Below are 20,103 nucleotides of genomic sequence, written 5' to 3'. Positions count from 1 at the left end.
TCACAGGCTCTCCTGCAGCGGATTGTCAGGAATCACGATACGGGTCACCGTGGAATCCGGCGCGACATTCATTGCGCGCAACGCGTTGGCCGTGATGGCCGCGAACACCGGCGCAGCAACGACACCGCCGTAATGACCGTAGGCAGTGGGCTCATCGACCATGACGGCGACGATGATGCGCGGGTTCGAGACGGGAGCAAAGCCGACAAAAGACGCGACATATTTGTTGACGTAGCGACCGCCGATGACTTTCAGTGCGGTACCGGTCTTGCCGCCGACGCGATAGCCGGGCACCTGGGCCTGAGGAGCGGTGCCCTCGGGACTGACTACGCTTTCCAGCATGGCGCGCATCTCGAGCGCGGTTTTCCGGGCGATCACTTGCTGGCCGGCCGGCGGCTGCGCGACCTTGGTAAACGACAACGGAATGAGGTCGCCATCGCGGGCAAAGATCATGTAGGCCTTGGCCAGCTGGATCAGCGATACGGTGATGCCGTGGCCGTAACTCATGGTGGCCTGCTCGATCGGTCGCCAGCTTTTGAACGGACGCACGCGACCGGCAACCGCACCGGGAAAGCCGATCTTCGGCTGCTGGCCGAATCCGACCGTGGTGAACATTTCCCACATGTCCTGCGGCGTCATTTGCAGCGCAATCTTGACGGTGCCGATGTTTGATGATTTCTGGATGATCTGGCTGACATTGAGCAAGCCGTGGGCATGGGCATCGCCGATGGTGGCGGTGCCGATGGTCATTTTTCCGGGCGCGGTCTGGAAGACGGTTTCGGGCGTGATGTGGTGCGTATCGAGCGACAGTGCCACCGTGAATGGCTTGAGCGTCGAACCGGGTTCGAAGGTATCGGTGAGCACGCGGTTGCGCAACTGCGCACCGGTCAGGACCGAGCGGTCATTCGGGTTGTAGGTCGGCAGGTTGACCAGCGCCAGCACCTCGCCGGTCTTGGCATCGAGTACGACTGCGCCGCCGGCCTTGGCCTTGGATTTCTCGACGACCTCCTTGAGATGGGTGTAGGCGATGTACTGGATCTTGCTATCGATCGAGAGGACCAGGTCCTTGCCGTCGTGCGGCTCGCGGATAGAGCCGATGTCTTCGACGATACGACCGAGACGGTCCTTGATGACGCGCCGGCTGCCGAGCGTGCCTGCCAGGGTTTTTTGCGACGACAGTTCCATGCCATCCTGGCCCGCATCCTCGACATTGGTGAAGCCGACCACATGGGCCATGACTTCGCCTTCGGGATAGAAGCGTTTGTATTCCTTGCGCGTTTCGATGCCGTCGATATCGAGTTCGGCAATCTTGTCGGTAGTGTCTTTTTCAACCTGGCGTTTCAGGTACACAAAGTTGCGATCCGAATCAAGCTTGCGGTTGAGTTCTGCGTCTGTCATTTCCAGCAAGCTGGCCAGTTGCTGCAGCTTGGCTTTCGGCGCTTTCTGGACATCATCCGGAATCGCCCAGATCGCCTTGACCGGCACCGACGAGGCCAGCACGTTGCCATTGCGATCGGTGATCTTGCCACGCGTGGCCGGCAGTTCGAGGGTGCGGGCGTAGCGTGATTCGCCCTGCTTTTGCAGGAATTCAGTCGAAATCCCCTGCAGCCACAAGGCCCGGCCGGCGAGTGTGACAAATGCTGCAAACAACACGAACAGGACGATGCGCGAACGCCATACCGACAGTTTCACGGCCAGCACCGGACTGGCCGAGAACGGCACGCCCTTGGCAGCGGCAACCCGGGCACCGGCAGCACTGTTGCGTGACGGCGGGCGCGTCATTTGGCGTCCGTGGTCAGGTACTGGATGCGCGCCGGCGTCAGCGCCACCATGTTCAGGTCACGACGGGCACTCGCTTCGATGCGGACATGCTTGCCGAGCGTGGACTGGTCCAGCTGCAATTGCGACCACTCGATATCGAGCTGGCGCGCCAGTGACTGGGCGCGTTCGAGTTCGATGAACAGCCGCCGCGCCTGATATTGGGCATTCACCAGCAATAGCGCGCACAGCACCAGCAGGATGGTCAGGACCACACTCACGCGGCCGGTCATGGTGCCCCCGCTACCGGCAGACGTTGGGCGACACGCATCACCGCCGAGCGCGAGCGCGGGTTGCCGGCGACCTCGCCGGTGGACGGCTTGGCCTTCGAAATCAGGATCATTTCGGGCTGCGGCAGGTCGACTGCGCGGATCGGCAGGCGCCGGTCCGGTTGCTCGACATGCGCTTTCGATGCCATGAAGCGTTTGACGATACGGTCTTCCAGCGAATGGAAGCTGATCACGACCAGCCGGCCGTGCGGTGCCAGTCGCGCATAGGCTTGCTGCAAGCCTATTTCGAGTTCTTCAAGTTCCTGATTGATGTAAATCCGGATAGCCTGAAAGGTGCGAGTAGCCGGGTCCTTGCCTTTTTCGCGGGTTTTGACGGTGCGTGCCACGATCTGGGCAAGCTGTCGTGTGCTTGAAATTGGCTCGATTGTCCGGCTAGCAGCAATCGCCTTTGCAATCTGAAAAGCAAACCGTTCTTCCCCATAATTGCGTATCACTTTCTCGATGTTTTGTTCGGTTTCGGTGGCAATCCATTCGGCCGCAGACAAGCCGCGGGTGGTATCCATGCGCATGTCGAGCGGACCATCGGCGCGAAAACTGAACCCCCGCGCCGCGTCATCGACTTGCGGTGACGAAATGCCAAGGTCCAGCAGGACGCCATCGACAAGCCCGATGCCGCGCGCGGACAAGGCAAGGTCGAGCGTGGCGAAGCTGTCGTGAACGATATCAAAGCGGGGATCGGCGATCTCGCCGGCGCAGGCAATGGCTTGCGGATCCTTGTCAAAGGCAATCAGGCGTCCGCCTGCACCCAGCGCAGACAGAATGCGACGGCTGTGACCGCCACGGCCGAAGGTACCGTCAAGGTAAATGCCATCGGTACGCGCGCCTTGCAGCGCAAGTGCGTCAACGGCTTCTTCCAGCAGGACGGTACGGTGCAGAAACTCAGGTGCCACGGATGAAGTATTCACGGGGCTCAGAAAGAAAAGTTACTCAATACATCAGGCATGCCGGTGGCAATTGCCGCGGTTTCGCTCTCGGCCAGCTTGGCCGCATCCCATATTTCGAAATGACTACCCATACCAAGCAGCATCACATCGCGCGACAGACCGACTGCGGCACGCAATTCCGGCGCAATCAGGATGCGTCCGGTGGAATCCATGTCGACATCGCATGCATTCCCCAGAAAAATACGTTGCCACGCGCGCGCCGACATCGGCCAGGCAGCGATCTGCTCGCGGTGGGACTCCCACACGGGACGGGGAAAGAACAACAGGCAGCCATGGGGATGCTTGGTCAGCGTGATGTGACCCTCGCACTGCACGGCCAGCGCGTCGCGATGCCGGGCGGGGATAGACATCCGCCCTTTCGCATCGAGATTTAGTGCTGACGCCCCTTGAAACACCGTGGATTCCCCTTGGAGTCGGATTTCTTTGCTGTTTATTGCGAAAAAGAAAGTTAAGACATCTTGGTTTTATCCCACAAAACTGCACTTTTTCACACTGAACTCCACTTTAGAGGATGCTGAATTTTCGGTCAAGTAATTACGAATTCAAAAAACAATATTTTTTCCAATGAAGTCAACGACTTAGCGAGTTTGCTTGATGCAATACTCAAATAGTTAAACCTTCAAAATGAAGGACTTATGAGTGATAGTGAAGGTTGCGCCTGAGCTGTTTCCGGTAGATTTCAATAGCAACGGTTACAAAAGAAATTTCAGAGGAGGCCAACGACGCGACATCCGGATCGCCGGCCGACAGGTTCTTGCGTGGAATTTAATAAAAAAATAGAATTTCAGTATCTGTTTGCGAAAACCGGTTGCTATAGAAATTCAAGTAACCAGAGCTAGCGCATCTACCATTCCATTATCAGCAACAGTGAGTTGCGATTAATCGGCTTTTTTGCGGATACAGCAATGTATAAACTCTGTTCCATCGATGAGCACAGAGCGCCACTGGATGCGACTCACCGAGGCGCAAGGTGCAGGCAATAGCCTCACCCGGAAGCGCAAGGCAAATAATCATCTGCAAAATAACTAGCTAACTCACCTGGAGAAACACCATGAATGTCAAAAAATTAATCGCCGCCGTTGCCGTCTTCGCTGCCGCAGGATCCGTCTTTGCCGGTGACCTGATGCCGTTCACCGAAATGGATAACTTCCAGTCGACCCGCACCCGGGCAGACGTCCGCGCTGAAACGATGCGTAACCGCGACCAGATTGCACTCGCCCATGGCGATATCGGCGCTTTCGAGCAACCTGCTGCCACTAGCACACGCACCCGTCTTGCCGTGCGCAAGGAAGCGATCGAATCAGTTCGCAACCATCGCGCCGTTGGCCACAACGACATCGGTGGCTGATTGAAATCACCGCAGCGCCAATAAAAAACGCCACTGAAAAGTGGCGTTTTTTTATGTGGCTGAAATTTAGTGAAGAAATCGTCCGGTACCAAACAAGCCGATCAGTCCGATCAGAATCAAATAGATCGCGACGATGTAGTTCAGCAGCCTTGGCATGACCAGGATCAGGATCCCGGCGATCAGTGACACCAGGGGGGCGAGCGTGAGGTTGATGTTCATTGTTGGCTCTTTCGGGGATTGAATTAGTGACCCGAAGATACGTGAACCTTCGGCGTCCTGCCGTGCGGCAGCGTACATACCCGAAAATCGCCTACCTCAACAACGCTTGTGTGGCGACGGCAAGACGTTGCCAGGAATCGTTCTAGCAAAGTGATGACAGAAAAAATGAAGCAAGCCGATAGGCCGGATTCTGTTACGACTCGCGGGCAAGCCCGTTCGTTATGACAGCCATTCCTCTAGGCCGTGAATTACTCCACGGCTCAAGCTTTCTACCCGCACGCTCCGCGAGTCACATCAACGCGTGCCTATTTGAAATTGCTCCGGGTGGAGGTTACCGCGTTTCACCGTAACTAAATACGCTCGTCTCTGTGGCCCTATTCCTCGCCTCACGGCGGACGGCCATTAACCGTCACCCTACTCTATGGAGTCCGGACCTTCCTCCCGTCTTTGTCGCGACCGAAATCGCGACGCCGACCAGCGACTGTCTGGCTTGCTTCGGGGCGCATTGTATCTGGTTGTTGCGGTTTCTCGAAATGCAATGGCGATCTCGCTTTTGTCAACTATGTTAACCAGCGAACATAGCAAGAGAGATTTCAGCCAGCTTTGCCATCAGCGGGTCATGCACGGTCAACGGATGCCAGCATGGTGCGTTTGGAATGCACCAATTGAACGCTATCGGGTGCCGGCCTTGCTAAACCCGACAGACTTTTCGGCCCCTGAACTTAGGCAGATAACTGCAGGCCAGAAGCCAATTGGGCGATTCCCTTATTGTTTGTCACTTGTCTGTTCCCACCTGGAGAATCAAAATGAAAAAAACACTTCTGCTGCTCGCTCTCGTTCAAGGCATCGCCCTCTCGGCCCATGCGCAAACTGCAGCACCGATGGATGGCAGCAAGACACGGGCTGAAGTAAAAGCAGAAACCAAAGCCGCCAACAAGGCGGGCGAATTGAACACCGGTGGCAACGTCGGCGTTACCAATCCTGCCGCGGACGTCGCGGGTACGAAAGTGCGTGCTAATGTCAAAGCCGAAACCAAAGCCGCCAACAAGGCAGGTGAATTGAAAGGTGGAAACGTTACACCGATGGCACCCGTGCCGAAAAGTGCGGTCCCGGCAGGCGGGAAAAGCCGGGCAGAAGTCAAAGCTGAAGCCAAGGCGGCCAACAAGGCGGGCGAGCTCAACGATGGCAATATTGGCGCGCTACCAGCTCCCGTCGTCAAGAAAGCCGTCAAGCCTGCCGGCGACGCGACAGCCAAGTAAGCTTCCGGGCCGTCACCACGCAGGTGGTGACGCCGCAAAACAAACCCGCACCGGCACGCAAGTGTCGGTGCGGGTTTTTTATTTTTCTTGTTGATGCGTGATAGACGGAACCCGCTTGCTGACTGACACCACTGAACCGGACCAAACGGCTCGTATCGTGCAAGCCGCGACCACTTTCAGTGAAGATTGCCATGAGAATTTCTGCCGTTCGCTCCGTCCTGACTTCGCCTGTGCCTGTTTCAGACAGAATGCTACTCGATACCGCCCAGGCCGCGTCGAGATCTGACCCGCTCTCGCGTGTGAGGCCCCTGGCGGCACCTGGCGAGCGCCAGCCTGGTCTGCGCATGAACGATGGATCGTCCATGAAATCGTTCCTGCTGGCGCAGATGTCGATCAGAAACCAGACCCAAGATCAGCGCATCCTTGCACCAGTCCAACACGTCGCGGAGCGCAACCCTAATAGACCAGGAATGCCCGTACTGGCACTTGCTGCATCGGCACCGGTCGAACCTCGCTCGCAGGGGCAAAGCAACCAGCTCCGGTTCATGCATCTGTATGCCAGCGACGATCTTCCGGGGCCTGCGACACACCGCCGCAAACCATTCAGCGTCAATATAAAAAAACCGGTATTGCCGACACCTCGACGACGCAGTGAAACACGTCGCCGCAGCGCGACCGATCCGAACAGCCTGATAGAATTTGATCACGAGCCGAAAGTAGCAAACAAAAATCAGATGGAAGACTCCGTCACCGGCAGCATTTCACCCTACGTGACGGTCCCGATAGGCGACCCGCTGCCACTGTCCAGGGCATCGGCAACGCTGTCACGCCAGGACTTCCTTCGCCGCAATCCGGCTGGCACGCTGCGATAGCAAGTGACCAGCCCTCAGCGACCCGCGACCAGCGCGACATAACGCGCCAGCACGGCAGGCATGCCGAGTTCGAGGCATTCAACGATCAGCGCATGCCCGATCGATACTTCGAGAATATCGGGAATGGTCAGGAAGTCAGCCAGATTTTCAAGATTTAAGTCATGCCCGGCATTCACACCCAGCCCGGCTTGTCCGGCGAGCGCCGCAGCGACCCGGAATTGCTCAAGCACCGGTGCCGACCGGGCGCTACCGAACGTTTCTGCATACGGCTCGGTATAAAGCTCTACCCGCTGCGCCCCCAGCTCACGGGCCAGCGGCAGCAACGGATTATTCACATCGACAAACAGGCTGACACGGATACCGTCGTCGTTCAGTGCAGCAATCACCGGACGCAGCATGCCGGCGTCCCGCACCAGATCCCAGCCATGGTCGGAAGTGAGCTGGTCCGGACTATCCGGCACCAGCGTGCACTGCGCCGGGCGTGCACGTCGCACGACCTCGATGAACTCTGCAGTGGGATAGCCTTCGACATTGAGCTCCTTGCCGTGCGCCGATGTCACGGCTTGCAATTCGGCGACATCCGTGTAGCGGGCATGGCGCTGATCGGGCCGCGGATGCAGCGTGATGCCGTCGGCACCGAGTTGCAGGAAGCGCTCGGCAAACGCACATACATCCGGATAATTGCGGCCACGCGAATTGCGCAGCAGGGCGATCTTGTTGATGTTCACGGATAGCTGGGTCATGCGGAAACTCACTTCTCGTCAAGCGTGGATAAAACGCGCATACATCGCGTCAAGTCGACAGGGTAACAGCCCTGCTCAGGAAGGACTCGCCGCCACCACGCAATTACGTCCGGCATGCTTGGCCTGATACAGCGCCGCGTCAGCACTGCGTAGCAGCGAACCGGCATCGGCATGACCGCCCGCCTCGGCCACACCGGCAGAAAACGTCGAATTGAACTCGGCTCCATCGGCGCTTTGCCGGATCTGCGCAAAGGCCACGCCAATATCGGCCAGTACCGCAACCGCTGCATCGCGGGTCGTCGCAGGCATGACGATGACAAACTCCTCGCCGCCATAGCGCCCGATGATATCGCCACGCCGCAAGCGTTGCTGTAACAGACGCGCCAGCGAACGGATGACCTGATCGCCGGCCGGATGGCCGTAGGTATCGTTGACCTTCTTGAAAAAATCCAGGTCCACCATGGCCATCGACAACGGTGCCGCATGCCGTTCAATCAGTGACATTTCGCGCACCAGGTATTCCTTGATCGCCGCGTGGTTGTACAAGCCGGTCAGGCTATCGCGCATGATCAATCCGCGCAGCGCCCGGTAGCGCTCGGCCCTTCCCGCGACCGTCGCAACCAGATGCGTGGCATCGATCGTCGCGGCAAGATAATCATCGGCGCCGGCAATCAGTGCCGGCACATGCATCGTGTCACCGGACTGGCCACCGATACAGATGACCGGAATATCCAGATAAGCGACGTTCTGGCGGATCAGGCGGATCAGATCGATGCCGCTGCAATCCTGCAGCTCAGCAGCGATCACGATGAGTTCCGGTTGGTAAGCACCCAGCAGATTGAACAACTCCGCCGGTTTGTGAGTACAAACAACATCCATGCCGGTCTGCCGCAATATCTCTGCATGACGGTCATCCTCACTGACCTGCATGACCCGATACGGTGGCAGTTCGCGATGCCGGACCAGGGCTTCAATTTTCTTTCCCAGCATGAGCAGGTCAACCGGACGGATGAAATAGGCATCAGCACCTGCCTGTACGGCATTGAGTCGCGCCTCGAAATTACCGCGCGAGGACAGCAATATCAACCCGAAGTTACCGAGCTGACGCAGACGCAATAGCTCCTGCTGCAGCGCGGCGTTGACGGACACCTTGCCCAGATCGACCAGCACGATTGCCGGCGCCTGGCGCCCGGTCGCAGCGACCAACTCGGCCAGCGTGGCAAAGACCGTCAACGGATAACCAATCTGTGCCATCTGCAACGCCGTATCTCTGGCCAGCAAAGCGTTTGGATGGAACAAGTAAATCAAGACGGTCGGGCTGGAGCAAGCAGGCATAGGGCGAGTCTTTCCTGAAGTGTTAAGTAAGTTGACCCCGGGGATCATGATGACACTCACCAAGAGTAACGATCGCAACGTGCCGGAATTTTTGGCGTACTTTGGAGAACAGTGTTTCCGTTTAGCACAACACCATCAACATTTCCGGAACGCACTTGGGAAAGGTTTGTAATTTTCAAACCCCGAGAATAAACTAAAAGTAATAGCTGTCAGCAACTAGTAGTTGCATCATCTTTTACTCTGCCTAACACGCTGGTCATTACGTATCCCGCGATCGCGGTAGCGCAAGACCGTCTTCCCGGGAATCGTCATGCAATTTTGGCTATCGTTATTTACCGCACGCGTAGTCGCTGCGACGCTCATTGCCGCAATCGGGTTCGGTCTATCCGGCGCGGCGCTGGCAGATGCTGACATCCGTTGGTACAAACCCCAATTCGAATACCACGCAAAGAACCGCAACCTGCACAAATTGCTGCAACAGTTCGCCAAGTCACAACACCTGCAACTCAGTATCGCTCCCGGGATCAATGGCCGGGTGACCGGCAATGTCAGCCTGCCCCCTCAGCAAGTACTGGACGCGTTAGCCAGGGACTACCATTTTTCGTGGCGCGTGACCGGAGAGCTTCTGCGCATTGAAGCACCCGCAGCCTTCAATCTGTCCTTGCGCAGTGCCGACGTACAGCAATTCATGGATCCGGAAAGCCCGCCCGGCGAACCACTTCAAGCCGCTGTTCCAATGACGACATGGACCACCACACCCGCCGACAAGACGCTGCAAAACGCGCTTGCACGCTGGTCCCTGACGGCCGGCTGGCAGCTAATCTGGGAACTATCGCAGGATGTCTCTATCGAGGCCGCCGTCAGCATCAACGGGTCGTTCGAAGACGCCGTCACCGCGATGGCGAACAGCCTGCAATCGAGCGAGATACCAATCACCGCGACCTTTTTTGCAGGCAACCGGGTGCTGCGCATCACCGCCAAAGGGGGGCAACAATGAACCATGCTTCGCTCGCCATCCTCAGTAGCATGTTGCTGCTTCCGGCATGCAGCAACATGCAAAATGGCATCACTGAACGGGTCAATGCCAGCGAAAAACGCGCCTCTGCGTTGACGCGCGACGTGGGCAAGATTGACGGCGCCCCCAGTCTGACAGCACCGACCATTCAGCATGATCCGGGTATCTGGATAGGTCGCAGCCTGGCACGCACCAGCCAGGTGCCGCTACCGCAGGTCTTTAATCAAGCGACCACTTTCGAACGATCCGTGAATTCGCTGGCGGAATTCGCCGAGCGCATTACCCTGCGCTCCGGCATTCCCACCAAAATCGCGGCCGACGCCAGTAATGCGGGGCAAACCGGAAACGCGACGGCAGCACAGAAAGCCGCTCCGTCGCCGATGCCGGCCGTCCAGCAAAGTGCACCGATACGGATCGATTTTTCAGGTGGCAGCCTCAAGGGCTTGCTCGATACCGCGGCAGCGCGCTTTGGTGTGTCATGGAAATACGCGAATGGCACCATTCAGTTTTTCCGTACAGATACCCGTACTTTCCAGATCGCAGCAGTACCGGGTGACTCGGCACTGACGGCCAACGTCTCCAGTGGCGCCAGCTCGGGCAGCCAGGATGCCGGCAGCGGCGGCGGCGGCGGCGGCGGCGGCGGCGGCGGCAGCAGCGTCAATGCGACCAACTCGCAAAATACGGCAGTCAAGTCCACGCTGTCGGTCTATTCGAGTATCGAAAAAGCCGTCAGCATCATGCTCTCGGCTGACGGCAAAGTCGTCGCCTCGCCCGCCACCGGCTCGATCACGGTCTCGGATACACCCGACAACCTGGAACGTATTGCGCTCTTCATCGACAAGGAAAATCTTGCCTTGTCGCGCCAGGTGATGGTCAATGTCACAGTCCTGGCAGTGACGCTGACGCGCGGCGACAATTACGGCATCCAGTGGGATGCGGTGTACAAGACACTGTCCCGCAAATACGGCCTGTCGAATTCGCTGGCCAAAGTCGCCAATACCAATGCGTTCTCGGCGGCGATCCTCGACACCGCTACGAGCAAACTGGCCGGCAGTGCCATGATGATCGAGGCACTCTCCGAACAGGGTCAGGTGCGTCGTGAAACCTCGGCCTCGGTCGTCACGCTCAACAACCAGCCGGTACCGGTGCAGGTGGCCAAGCAGACGTCGTATCTGAAATCCTCGCAGACGACACAAACGCCCAACGTCGGCAGTACCACCACGCTGACACCAGGCACCATCACCACCGGCTTCAATATGTCGATCCTGCCAAACGTGCTCAATAACGGCACGGTACTCCTGCAATTCTCGACCGATATCTCGTCGCTGCGCTCGCTGCGCACAGTCAGCAGCAGCACGGCCTCCATCGAAACGCCGGAAACCGAAACCCGCAATTTCCTGCAGCGGGTCGCCATGAAATCCAATGAAACCCTCATCATCAGCGGCTTCGAGCAAACCGACGACAACCTGAACCAGCGAGGCGTCGGCACACCGGCCAACCTGCTGCTGGGCGGCAGTCTCGGCGCCGGCAGCAACAAGGAAATCATCGTGATCATGATTACCCCGATCGCGATGCGGGCCTCCTGATCATGTCCATCCACACACTCCAGATCGGCAAGACCCGCTTCGTTTGCGGTCTGTTCTGGCAATCGCTGTCGCGTCCGCGCGACTTCTGGAAAGAGGCTTGCCAGCTTGCCTTCAAGATCGACGCCGATCTGGTGGTGCTGCGCAAAGACCAGGCGATGGCTCAGGCCGGCTACGCCAACATGAAGGAGGGTGCGCGACGCGGACAGCAGTCACTGGCGGCGGTGATTTCGAAGACCATCGCCATCGAAGGTGCCCACTACGATGGCCATCAACAACCGGTGCACAACTGGCTGTGTGCGTTCAAGCTACCCGATGAACTCTGGGCCTACTGCGCAGTACGTGATGCCAACTTCCTGCCCAACGGTGATTTCGCCGGCAGTCGCGAGGATGTGCTCGATCGCCTGCAGGGAGACTATGCGCTGGGCGGCTGGAATGTCGTCATTGGCGAACCCGAACTGGAGCAGTACGGCTTCCATAATTTCAATGCCAAGACGTTAGACACCCTGCTGCCCAAGCGCAAAAACGGTCAGCTGCACATCCGTAAATGGTCTTCGTTGCGGCCGGTCAAAACGGCCATCCCGCCGGGCATTGCCATCGCCGCTGGCGCGGCAGGTGTGTTGCTGGTCGCAGGCACAAGCCTCTATTTTTTTCAGCAGCATCAAAAAAAGGAACAGGAAAAAGAACTGGCGATGGCCGCCGCCAGAGCCCGGCTCAGTGCCGCCGGCGCGCGCCAATCGAGCGAGCGACCATGGCTGGCCAAACCGCTGGCACTGGACTTTGCCAAGGCCTGCCAGGCCCGCCTCGACCCGTTGACGGCAGGTGGCTGGCAGCTCGACCAATTCCAGTGCCAGGTGAACAAAGCCGATTACGTCTGGACCAGCAACGGTGCCAACGTACGCTACCTGCTTGAAAAAATACCCTCTGCCGTACTCGCCATCAGCGGCACCCAGGCCACCAGCACCGGGCCCATCGAGCTCAAAGCCAATGGCAAGGATGTCCTGCTCGCCGCCGATATCGTGCTGCGTAATTTACTGGAACGCAGCCAGGCGCTGGGCATTGTTTTAAAAATGGCAGCGATCGTGCCACCGACAATGGCGCCGCCCCCGGTGGCCGGCATCCCCGGAGCCCCTGCCCCTGCCCCGAAACCCGAATGGAAAACCTACACGCTGAGCGCTGACCTGGGCGTTCTGACGCCACTGATGGCCAGCCCGTTACTTGGACAGCCGGGCGTACGACTCGACCGGATCAGCTGGAATGCCGGTAACTGGCTCATTGAAGGAGTGGTCTATGCGAAATAATCTGATCGGTAGTCTGGCACTGGCCCTGCCGTTATTTGTGCAACCGTGCCATGGGGCCAGTGGCGAAACGACCGCCGACGCCCTCACGCGTATCGATGCCGAAACGCTGGTACTGAAAGCCCAGGAACGCCAGCTCGTTATCAAGGCAAAAATCCTGCAACTGCAAGCCGACCTGAATAATCGGCAAAGCAGTATCGACCAGACGGCCCGTCCGGGCGCACCGGGGGACCCGACCGTGCAATCGATCGAAGGCATCGGCAATAACGTATTTGCCACGCTGTTATTTGAAAACGGCAGCAGCATTGATGTCCGCACCGGCGATGTTTTGCCTAACGGGATGCGCGTGTTGTCCATCAAGACCAATGAAGTCACGGTATCGGCCGACCACCGCCGCAGCGTGCGCCTGTTGCCAGGCAATGCTGCCCTGATTTCAGCTGCCTCGGGTGCCGTCCAGACGACGGTTGCGCTACCTGCCGCCCCACCCGGTTATTTGCCGGTACCGCGCCTGCCGGCCAAAGTGCCCGCAAAATGAATACGCGCTACAAGCAATTCGACGATGATCCGCCGCCGCCTTTGGAGCCGGTCATTGTCACGTCAGTCGACCTGATGTCAGCCTCGATACTGAGCATCAGCGGCAGCTTCGAGGCCAGCGAAGAGGAGCGCAAGTTGCTGTGCCTGCTGTCCGATGGACGCCTGTTGATCGCCAGCGGCCAGGCGCTCAATGCCCACGTGCAATCGTACCGGGCGCGGCTGGAGCGCATGAAGCGGCCGTTCGCCATCGTGTTTTGTACCATTGAAGTCATCGGACGCCTGTACCGCAGCGGCAGCAACAGCGGCAGCGACAACACATCGCGCCATCAGGAACACACAGTGATGCAAGTCACTGCCAAGGATTTGCTGGCACGCGGTTGCCGCGAGCGCGCATCGGATATTCACATCCGGGTCAACAAACTGAGTACCGACTTCTATTTCCGCATTCACAATGACCTCGTCAAGGTCGGCAGCCAGACCCGCGACTACGGCGAGCGCCTGCTGGCTACGATCTATGGCGCGATGACCGCCGTCTCCGACAATTCCTACAAGCCGACCGAACGCCAGGATGCCAGTATCGGCGACCGCGACAAATTGCCGGACATGCTCTACGGCGTACGCATCGCCACCGCGCCCACCAGCGAAGGCAACCTGATGGTCCTGCGCCTGCTCTACAACGACGCCGGTGACCACATCGACTTGCGTCCGCTCGGGTTTACGCAGGAACATGCGAACCTGATCCAGGTCCTGAAAGACCATCCGATCGGCATGAACATCATCAGCGGACCGACCGGCTCGGGCAAATCGACCACGCTGCAACGGGTACTGAGCGGCCAGCTGATCGAGTCGCAGGGCAAGATGCATGTACTGACTGTCGAAGACCCGGTCGAGTATCCGATCCCCGGTGCGGTTCAAACCGCCGTCACCAATGCCACCAGCGAAGTCGAACGCTCGCGCCTGTTCTCGGCGGCGATCTCGAACGCGATGCGGCTCGATCCCGACACCATCATGATCGGTGAAATCCGCGATGGTGCCTCGGCCCAAAGCGCACTGCGCGCAGCCATGACCGGGCATCAGGTCTGGACCACCGTACATGCCAACAGCGCCATGGCCATCATCGATCGGCTGGTCGACCTCGGCTTGCCGCTGGCGATGACGGCGGACCACACCGTCATCACCGGACTGATCAGCCAGCGCCTGGTCAAGTTGCTGTGCCCGCATTGCAAACGTCGCCTGGTTGACTACGCTGGCGAACTGACAATCGCCCAGGCGGAGCGGCTGCACAAAGCGGTCGGTAACAAGCTGCCCCAGGTATTCCTGACCGGTCCCGGCTGCAAAGCCTGCGGCAACAAGGGCACGATAGGCCGCACCGTGGTCGCCGAAGTGATTCTGCCGGACGCCGAGTTGTGCACCTACCTGCGCCATGCAGACAAGCTCGGCGCCATCGCTTACTGGCGCGCCATGCTGGGTGGTCAGACCCTGGTCGAACATGCCATTGCCAAGATCGCCGATGGGCTGATCGATCCGCGTATGGCTGAAAAAACTGTTGGCCACCTGGTCCCGTTGCACCAGCACGGCAAGCCGGCCACCGCCCTCAAGAAAGCCTGACATGCCACTCGACCTGAACCGCCGATGGGCCAAACTACAATTTTCGGAAGGAACCCGATTGCGCCTGTACCGCAAGGTCTCGAAGATGCTGGCCAACGGCTTGCCTTTGCTGAAGATCCTTGAGGAATTGCGCGACCGTGCCGCGCAGGATGGCGACAAGCCCCACGAGCCGCTGGCAATCGTGCTTGATGATTGCCGCCGTCTGGTTCAAAACGGCAGCATGTTCGGCGAAGCGCTCGGGTATTGGATACCCGATACCGAACGCATGATCATCAGCGCCGGCGAACAAGCCGGCCAGCTAGAAGCGACCTTATTGAGCGTCATCGACGTGGTTCAGGCCGGCAAGAAAATCAAGGCCGTGATTATTTCCGGCCTGACCTATCCGGTGGCGATCCTGGTACTGATCATTTGCTACCTGTACATCTTCGGCACCCGCGTCATTCCGGAATTCGCCAAGGTGATCGACCCCGCCACCTGGCATGGTGCCGCCAAGTCATTGCATGTGATGTCCCAGCTCGTGCAGCACTGGATGCTGCCGTTCGTGCTGGCGCTGATCATGCTGGCAGTGCTGGTGCTGTGGTCGATGCCGCGCTGGTGCGGCAACTTGCGTGTCGTCATCGACCGGGTGGCACCGTATTCGATTTACCGGCTGGTAGTCGGTAGCGGCTTCCTGATGGCTTTTTCGGCCTTGCAGCACGCCGGCATCACCGTTGAAAAATCACTGATCCGCCTGAGCGACATGGCTCAGCCGTGGCTGCGCGAACGGCTCGACGGTGCCCTCCTCGGCGTGAAATCCGGCATGAACTGCGGTGAAGCATTGCGCAACGCCGGCTACCAGTTCCCCTCCGAAGAAATGATCGACGACTTGTGTGTCTATGCCGAATACAAGGGATTTTCACAGGCCCTGAAAACACTGGCCGACGAATGGATGGAAGACGGCGTTGAGACCATCTCGCTGCAAATGAAAGTCCTCAATGGCGTGGCTATTGTCTTGCTGGCCGTCGTGATCAGCTGGCTGGTGACCGGATTTTTTGGTATCCAGCAAGAAATTGCCAATATGACGCGCGCGGTGCGCTGACGCTGGCCGAGTTCAACCTAACCTGAGTTTAATTGGAGATCATTATGAAACCCGTCGTTCACTTTTCCCCACTAGCTCGTATCAGCCGGTATCAACGCGGGGCATCGCTCCTTGAAGGAATTGCCTACCTGGGCATTGCCGCGATCGTGGTCCTTGGCGCGGTATCGTTGCTCACAGGAGCGTTCAGCAGCGCGCAATCGAACCGCGCGACAGAAGAGGTCATCTCGATTCGTACCGGCGTGAGAAAGCTCTTCATGGGGCAGGCTGGCAGTTATGTCGCCGGGTCACTCAATGCGACCCTTATCAGCGCGCTTGTTTTCCCCGCCACGATCTCTACCGCAGGCGGCGCCGGGGCCGTCCTCAATGGATGGGGTGGCAATGTCACCGTCACCGGGACAGGAGCCACTTTCACGATTCAATATACGGCCGTGCCACAAGCCGCGTGCATCAACATGATCAGCGGATCGTCAGGCTGGACCAACATCATCAGCGGTGGCGGTGGCATCACTGTTTTTCCGGCTACACCGGCTGCTGCGACGCTGGAATGTACCGTCGCTGGGGGAGCTGGCAATGCGATTACGTGGACCTCAAACTAGGCGCATCTCCAGAGGAGTATCGCCATGTGGATCATCGCCATCATCGCCATCATCGCGTCGCTAACCGGTTACGCATCGATCACCTCGCAAATCGCGCTAGCCAGCGTGGCGGATGCCGCGCGGGTCAGGTCGTTTGCGGCCAACATGGCGAGCTATCGCGCGGGGGTAGTCAATTTTGCCAATGCCAATTCCGCTTACGCGGGCGAAGTCGCGGTACCCGTTTTTCCGGCCGGTTATGCCGCACTGACCCCACCCCAGTGGAGCAATGCCGTCCTTACGGACGGCACAGTCGCCGTGTACTCGATCGGCATCAGTCCACCCGGCCTGATCAAAGGGATCGCCGTGTTGGCACAGGGTTCGGTATTGGCAGGCCGCGCCAACACCTTAACCGGCAGGATTGAGGCACCCGGCGCAACCAGCGCCGACCAGGTACCGCTGCCGGCGCTACCGGCTGGCATCACCAACGGTGCCGCCATCTGGCTCGCCCATCGGGACTGATACACCATGAAACGACAACCGCAACGCGGATTTTCACTGCTCGAATTAATGGCTGCACTGGCCATCGGCATGTTCATGCTGCTCGGACTGACCACCATCATGGACAGCTCACTGCAAGATGCCAAAGGCCAGCAAACGGCCCAGCATCAGGCTACCTTTGCCAGTGCGGCAGCACGCTACCTCGACGACAATTACTCCACGCTGCTCGCTTCTCCCAATCCAGTCGGTACCACCGCGGCCGTGCCACTGGCCACGCTGCAGGGTTCGGGCTATTTGCCCCCCAGCTTTGCAGCGCAGAATATCTACCAGCAAACACCCTGCATGCTGATCCGCAAGAACACCGCAACACAACTCGAAGTGCTGCTCGTCACCGAGGGCGGCGTCGCAATTCCCGACGCAGATATCGGCTACGTAGCGGCCAACGCCGGCACCGGCGGTGGCGCTATTACCTACGTCACCCCGAATGTGCCGGCATCCGGACTAATCGCGCGTGGCGCCTACGGTAGCTGGCTACTGGACGAAACCGCGGTGGCGCCAGCGCCCAGGCTGAGTGATTTCATCGGCTCCAATTGTCCGGGCCGCCCTGCGGCGACCAATGGCAATCTGGCGACGGCCCTGTTCTATGGCTCGGGTCAATCAGGGGCTGATTTTCTATATCGAAAAAATGTGGCCGGGTCGCCGGGGTTGAACCAGATGTCCACACCCATCGGCATGACAGGTGCAGCCATCAAGGTGGCCGGCACTGTCGGTTGCGGAGCTGACCTTGCACTGGCCATGGATAGCATTGGCCACCTGCTGACCTGTATTGGCAATACCTGGACTGAACCGTCCAGCTGGAAAGCACCGGTGGGCAGCTACGCGTTGTTGCCGCCTATCGCTGCACCGGGCGACGTGGTCGCTACGCTGGATACGGGGCGCGCTTTCGTGCGGGATAACTTGGGCAATTGGGTACCGCTCGGACTAGACCAGAATGGCGACCTGAACAATGTCAATAACGTTGCCGTTGGAGGCAATGTCGCCATGACAGGGACCGCCCCGGCAAATGGCAATCTGACCATGCCAGGAAATTTGACCGTGGGAGGCACCCAGACGCTGGCAGGTGGTCTGAACATGGGTGGCAATTTGGCCCTTACTGGCATCGCACCGGCAAATGGCAATCTCACCATGAAAGGTGACTTGCGCATGGACGGCACTCTGGTTGTCCAGCAAAACGCCCGCGTGATGGGCATCGTTGGCACAGCGAATCTGTCCATGTACGAACAAGTCGCTGTCGGAAGCCCGTGCAATGTGCCCACAGTCATGCCAGATGGCAGCCCCGCGCTTATCAAGCCACCCGGCACGTTGATCGTTGATTTCAATTACATCACGATGATGTGCCATGCGGACAGTACCGTTCCAGGTAGCGAATCGGGACATTTTGTCTACCTGAACAACACCACTACGCCACCCTGAACCCGATATGTACTCAACGCTCTGCAGATGGATAGATGTCATCCCCGTTGTGGTCTCCCTCGTCTGGTTCGCCATGACACCCGCCCATGCGTGCTGGCAAGAAGCCGCTCAGCGCTACGCCGTGAATCCGGCCATGCTGGTAGCCATCGCCCGGACCGAATCGAGCATGAATCCCGATGCCATCAACCGCAACCGCGACGGTTCCTACGACCTCGGCCTGATGCAGATCAACAGCCGCTGGTTTCCGCTGCTGAGCCGCTACGGCATCAGCGAACAGCAATTGCGCGATCCCTGCACCAGCATCCATGTCGGCGCGTGGATCCTGTCGCAAAACATGCAGCGCCTCGGCAATTCGTGGGAAGCCGTTGGTGCCTATAACTCCAGTCGTCCCGTTCAGCGCGCCGCGTATGCGCAACGGGTATATCGCAACTTGCCGCGCTGACCCTTTCACCGGAGAACCCCGATGACCGCACCCACCGTTCTATTTCGCGACCTGCTGCAAGAGATCATCGAACTGGTCAGCATCGGCCAGGTTTTTACTGACATCCATATCGAGCAAGACATGCCGATGATGGTGAAGACACCACGCAAATGGCAATCGATGAACGCCGAACCGGTACAGCGCGAAGAAATGATTCCGCTGCTCAGCGCGATCGATCTCGGATGGGAAGAAAAAATTACCAGCGGTGCGATCGACCGCTCGTTCCTGCTGACCCAATGCCGGCTGCGCTGCAATGTCTACACCAGCGGCTCGCGTGAAAAAATCACGATTGCGATCCGGCGCTTGCCGCTGCACCCGATCTCGATGGAAAAAACCGGCTTGCCACTGTACGTGCGCAGCATCCTGGAAGCCACCCGCGGCATCATTCTGGTGACCGGTCCGACCGGCTCCGGCAAGACCACGACGATTGCCGCGATGCTCGATTATTTCAATAGCACCCGCAGCGGCCACATCATCACCATCGAAGAGCCGATCGAGTACTTGCTTGAGCGCAAGCAATCGATCATCTCGCACAAGGAAGTGCCGACCGATACCGCCAGTTTTTCATCCGGTCTGCGCGAGGCAATGCGGCAAAATCCGGACATCCTGATGGTGGGCGAAATCCGTGACTTCGACACCGCCGATACCTTGCTGCATGCCGGCGAATCCGGTCATCTGGTGCTGGCAACGATGCATACCAACAGCGCTGTTAGCGCGCTGTCGAAACTGCTGGCTTTTTTTGGGCCGGAGCAGCGCAGCCAGCGTGCCGTCGCCCTGTCGAGCTCACTCATCGGTGTCATCAGCCAAACCCTGGTGCCGACCGAAAGCGGCGACGCGCTGGCGCTGGCCAGCGAGCTGCTGTTCAACAATCACCAGCAGGTTGCCAACCTGATCGCCGATGCTGAAAAATTCCACATGCTGGCCGATTTCATGAAACGCAAGGAAGACAACATGTCGCGCAGCCTCAATGAATCACTGGCTCAACTGGTCGCAAAAAAAACCATCAGCGCCAAGGATGCGATGCGCGCGGCCTACAACCGGGCGGAACTGCATGACACGCTCAGCGGCATGCGGATCGGTCCGGCTGGCTCGGGCGGCGGTACGTAAATGAGCGCAGCGCCAGCCACCAGAA

Annotated in this window: 21 protein-coding genes and 1 other RNA gene; 14 read left to right on the top strand and 8 right to left on the bottom strand. The window is 58.7% G+C overall.

The annotated features are described in order from the left end of the window. Genes RHM62_RS04305 through mraZ form a run of 4 tightly spaced genes read right to left on the bottom strand, consistent with a single transcriptional unit; the run spans nucleotide 1 to nucleotide 3,447 of the window. Nucleotides 1-1,782 carry a penicillin-binding protein 2 gene (locus RHM62_RS04305; protein WP_322124331.1) on the bottom strand — a complete coding sequence of 594 codons (1,782 nt, stop codon included), beginning with the start codon at nucleotides 1,780-1,782 and terminating at the stop codon, nucleotides 1-3. Next, nucleotides 1,779-2,051 carry a cell division protein FtsL gene (gene ftsL / locus RHM62_RS04300; RefSeq protein ID WP_322124330.1) on the bottom strand — a complete coding sequence of 91 codons (273 nt, stop codon included), beginning with the start codon at nucleotides 2,049-2,051 and terminating at the stop codon, nucleotides 1,779-1,781. Before ftsL ends, RHM62_RS04305 begins: the two co-directional genes overlap by 4 nt. After that, nucleotides 2,048-3,013 (bottom strand): 16S rRNA (cytosine(1402)-N(4))-methyltransferase RsmH, encoded by a 966-nt coding sequence (gene rsmH, locus RHM62_RS04295; protein ID WP_322124329.1) that lies wholly within the window; start codon nucleotides 3,011-3,013, stop codon nucleotides 2,048-2,050. The genes ftsL and rsmH overlap by 4 nt, the downstream gene beginning before the upstream one ends. A 5-nt stretch (nucleotides 3,014-3,018) precedes the next feature. Continuing rightward, entirely contained in the window at nucleotides 3,019-3,447 is a 429-nt protein-coding gene (gene mraZ, locus RHM62_RS04290) for a division/cell wall cluster transcriptional repressor MraZ (protein WP_322124328.1), read from the bottom strand. Nucleotides 3,448-4,103: 656 nt separating this feature from the next. On the opposite strand from mraZ, the gene RHM62_RS04285 reads away from it, so the two are divergent. After that, on the top strand, nucleotides 4,104-4,400 hold the full coding sequence (locus RHM62_RS04285; protein ID WP_009666332.1) for a DUF4148 domain-containing protein: 297 nt from the start codon (nucleotides 4,104-4,106) through the stop codon (nucleotides 4,398-4,400). Nucleotides 4,401-4,466: 66 nt separating this feature from the next. Here RHM62_RS04285 and RHM62_RS04280 read toward each other — a convergent pair whose 3' ends face one another. Continuing rightward, nucleotides 4,467-4,619: a DUF3096 domain-containing protein gene (locus RHM62_RS04280; RefSeq protein ID WP_009666333.1), complete on the bottom strand. Its 153-nt coding sequence runs from the start codon at nucleotides 4,617-4,619 to the stop codon at nucleotides 4,467-4,469. A gap of 163 nt (nucleotides 4,620-4,782) precedes the next feature. Continuing rightward, nucleotides 4,783-5,116: RNase P RNA component class A (gene rnpB, locus RHM62_RS04275), an RNA gene on the bottom strand. 255 nt (nucleotides 5,117-5,371) lie between these two features. Here rnpB and RHM62_RS04270 point away from each other — a divergent pair. Together RHM62_RS04270 and RHM62_RS04265 are read left to right on the top strand one after the other, a co-directional pair. Next, a complete protein-coding gene (locus RHM62_RS04270) occupies nucleotides 5,372-5,878 on the top strand; it encodes a DUF4148 domain-containing protein (RefSeq protein WP_322124327.1) in 507 nt (168 codons plus the stop codon). A 362-nt stretch (nucleotides 5,879-6,240) separates the two neighbouring features. Continuing rightward, nucleotides 6,241-6,750, top strand: coding sequence for a hypothetical protein (locus RHM62_RS04265; RefSeq protein ID WP_322124326.1), 510 nt, complete (start codon nucleotides 6,241-6,243; stop codon nucleotides 6,748-6,750). A gap of 14 nt (nucleotides 6,751-6,764) precedes the next feature. On the opposite strand, the gene RHM62_RS04260 is transcribed toward RHM62_RS04265, so the two are convergent. Beyond that, nucleotides 6,765-7,493 carry a pyridoxine 5'-phosphate synthase gene (locus RHM62_RS04260; RefSeq protein ID WP_322124325.1) on the bottom strand — a complete coding sequence of 243 codons (729 nt, stop codon included), beginning with the start codon at nucleotides 7,491-7,493 and terminating at the stop codon, nucleotides 6,765-6,767. 75 nt (nucleotides 7,494-7,568) lie between these two features. After that, complete coding sequence (locus RHM62_RS04255) at nucleotides 7,569-8,828, bottom strand: diguanylate cyclase (RefSeq protein WP_322124324.1); 1,260 nt, start codon at nucleotides 8,826-8,828, stop codon at nucleotides 7,569-7,571. Between the two features lie 310 nt (nucleotides 8,829-9,138). Here RHM62_RS04255 and RHM62_RS04250 point away from each other — a divergent pair, with 310 nt between their 5' ends. From RHM62_RS04250 to RHM62_RS04200, 11 genes are all read left to right on the top strand, one after another. After that, nucleotides 9,139-9,825 (top strand): toxin co-regulated pilus biosynthesis Q family protein, encoded by a 687-nt coding sequence (locus RHM62_RS04250; protein ID WP_322124323.1) that lies wholly within the window; start codon nucleotides 9,139-9,141, stop codon nucleotides 9,823-9,825. After that, nucleotides 9,822-11,429 (top strand): PilN family type IVB pilus formation outer membrane protein, encoded by a 1,608-nt coding sequence (locus tag RHM62_RS04245; RefSeq protein ID WP_322124322.1) that lies wholly within the window; start codon nucleotides 9,822-9,824, stop codon nucleotides 11,427-11,429. Before RHM62_RS04250 ends, RHM62_RS04245 begins: the two co-directional genes overlap by 4 nt. 2 nt (nucleotides 11,430-11,431) lie before the next feature. Then, nucleotides 11,432-12,727 (top strand): type 4b pilus protein PilO2, encoded by a 1,296-nt coding sequence (pilO2, locus tag RHM62_RS04240; RefSeq protein ID WP_322124321.1) that lies wholly within the window; start codon nucleotides 11,432-11,434, stop codon nucleotides 12,725-12,727. After that, nucleotides 12,717-13,259 (top strand): type IV pilus biogenesis protein PilP, encoded by a 543-nt coding sequence (gene pilP / locus RHM62_RS04235; protein ID WP_322124320.1) that lies wholly within the window; start codon nucleotides 12,717-12,719, stop codon nucleotides 13,257-13,259. The genes pilO2 and pilP overlap by 11 nt, the downstream gene beginning before the upstream one ends. Continuing rightward, entirely contained in the window at nucleotides 13,256-14,866 is a 1,611-nt protein-coding gene (locus tag RHM62_RS04230; protein ID WP_322124319.1) for a GspE/PulE family protein, read from the top strand. Before pilP ends, RHM62_RS04230 begins: the two co-directional genes overlap by 4 nt. 1 nt (nucleotide 14,867) lies before the next feature. Beyond that, nucleotides 14,868-15,944 (top strand): type II secretion system F family protein, encoded by a 1,077-nt coding sequence (locus tag RHM62_RS04225; RefSeq protein ID WP_322124318.1) that lies wholly within the window; start codon nucleotides 14,868-14,870, stop codon nucleotides 15,942-15,944. Between the two features lie 44 nt (nucleotides 15,945-15,988). After that, complete coding sequence (locus tag RHM62_RS04220) at nucleotides 15,989-16,540, top strand: type 4 pilus major pilin (RefSeq protein ID WP_322124317.1); 552 nt, start codon at nucleotides 15,989-15,991, stop codon at nucleotides 16,538-16,540. 24 nt (nucleotides 16,541-16,564) lie between these two features. Further along, the gene (gene pilM, locus RHM62_RS04215) at nucleotides 16,565-17,038 is read left to right on the top strand and encodes a type IV pilus biogenesis protein PilM (RefSeq protein ID WP_322124316.1); all 474 of its coding nucleotides are present in this window, start codon (nucleotides 16,565-16,567) and stop codon (nucleotides 17,036-17,038) included. 6 nt (nucleotides 17,039-17,044) lie between these two features. Further along, a complete protein-coding gene (pilV, locus tag RHM62_RS04210; protein WP_322124315.1) occupies nucleotides 17,045-18,490 on the top strand; it encodes a shufflon system plasmid conjugative transfer pilus tip adhesin PilV in 1,446 nt (481 codons plus the stop codon). A gap of 73 nt (nucleotides 18,491-18,563) precedes the next feature. Continuing rightward, nucleotides 18,564-18,932 carry a lytic transglycosylase domain-containing protein gene (locus tag RHM62_RS04205; RefSeq protein ID WP_322124314.1) on the top strand — a complete coding sequence of 123 codons (369 nt, stop codon included), beginning with the start codon at nucleotides 18,564-18,566 and terminating at the stop codon, nucleotides 18,930-18,932. Between the two features lie 21 nt (nucleotides 18,933-18,953). After that, on the top strand, nucleotides 18,954-20,078 hold the full coding sequence (locus RHM62_RS04200) for a type IV pilus twitching motility protein PilT (protein ID WP_322124313.1): 1,125 nt from the start codon (nucleotides 18,954-18,956) through the stop codon (nucleotides 20,076-20,078). Nucleotides 20,079-20,103 lie beyond the last annotated feature (25 nt).

Origin of the sequence: Actimicrobium sp. CCC2.4 (genome assembly GCF_034347385.1) — a bacterium.
In the GTDB taxonomy this organism is placed as follows: domain Bacteria; phylum Pseudomonadota; class Gammaproteobacteria; order Burkholderiales; family Burkholderiaceae_D; genus Actimicrobium.
This window is presented reverse-complemented; position numbering and strand designations above follow the sequence as displayed.

Bases quoted from the DNA above. Each gene is read 5' to 3' on its own strand.
- pilV (WP_322124315.1), top strand. From the start codon at position 17,045: ATGAAACGACAACCGCAACGCGGATTTTCACTGCTCGAATTAATGGCT.
- RHM62_RS04220 (WP_322124317.1), top strand. From the start codon at position 15,989: ATGAAACCCGTCGTTCACTTTTCCCCACTAGCTCGTATCAGCCGGTAT.
- RHM62_RS04205 (WP_322124314.1), top strand. From the start codon at position 18,564: ATGACACCCGCCCATGCGTGCTGGCAAGAAGCCGCTCAGCGCTACGCC.
- RHM62_RS04225 (WP_322124318.1), top strand. From the start codon at position 14,868: ATGCCACTCGACCTGAACCGCCGATGGGCCAAACTACAATTTTCGGAA.
- RHM62_RS04285 (WP_009666332.1), top strand. From the start codon at position 4,104: ATGAATGTCAAAAAATTAATCGCCGCCGTTGCCGTCTTCGCTGCCGCA.
- pilM (WP_322124316.1), top strand. From the start codon at position 16,565: ATGTGGATCATCGCCATCATCGCCATCATCGCGTCGCTAACCGGTTAC.
- RHM62_RS04260 (WP_322124325.1), bottom strand. From the start codon at position 7,493: ATGACCCAGCTATCCGTGAACATCAACAAGATCGCCCTGCTGCGCAAT.
- RHM62_RS04200 (WP_322124313.1), top strand. From the start codon at position 18,954: ATGACCGCACCCACCGTTCTATTTCGCGACCTGCTGCAAGAGATCATC.
- RHM62_RS04230 (WP_322124319.1), top strand. From the start codon at position 13,256: ATGAATACGCGCTACAAGCAATTCGACGATGATCCGCCGCCGCCTTTG.
- pilP (WP_322124320.1), top strand. From the start codon at position 12,717: ATGCGAAATAATCTGATCGGTAGTCTGGCACTGGCCCTGCCGTTATTT.
- RHM62_RS04255 (WP_322124324.1), bottom strand. From the start codon at position 8,828: ATGCCTGCTTGCTCCAGCCCGACCGTCTTGATTTACTTGTTCCATCCA.
- pilO2 (WP_322124321.1), top strand. From the start codon at position 11,432: ATGTCCATCCACACACTCCAGATCGGCAAGACCCGCTTCGTTTGCGGT.
- RHM62_RS04265 (WP_322124326.1), top strand. From the start codon at position 6,241: ATGAAATCGTTCCTGCTGGCGCAGATGTCGATCAGAAACCAGACCCAA.
- RHM62_RS04245 (WP_322124322.1), top strand. From the start codon at position 9,822: ATGAACCATGCTTCGCTCGCCATCCTCAGTAGCATGTTGCTGCTTCCG.
- RHM62_RS04305 (WP_322124331.1), bottom strand. From the start codon at position 1,782: ATGACGCGCCCGCCGTCACGCAACAGTGCTGCCGGTGCCCGGGTTGCC.
- RHM62_RS04250 (WP_322124323.1), top strand. From the start codon at position 9,139: ATGCAATTTTGGCTATCGTTATTTACCGCACGCGTAGTCGCTGCGACG.
- RHM62_RS04280 (WP_009666333.1), bottom strand. From the start codon at position 4,619: ATGAACATCAACCTCACGCTCGCCCCCCTGGTGTCACTGATCGCCGGG.
- ftsL (WP_322124330.1), bottom strand. From the start codon at position 2,051: ATGACCGGCCGCGTGAGTGTGGTCCTGACCATCCTGCTGGTGCTGTGC.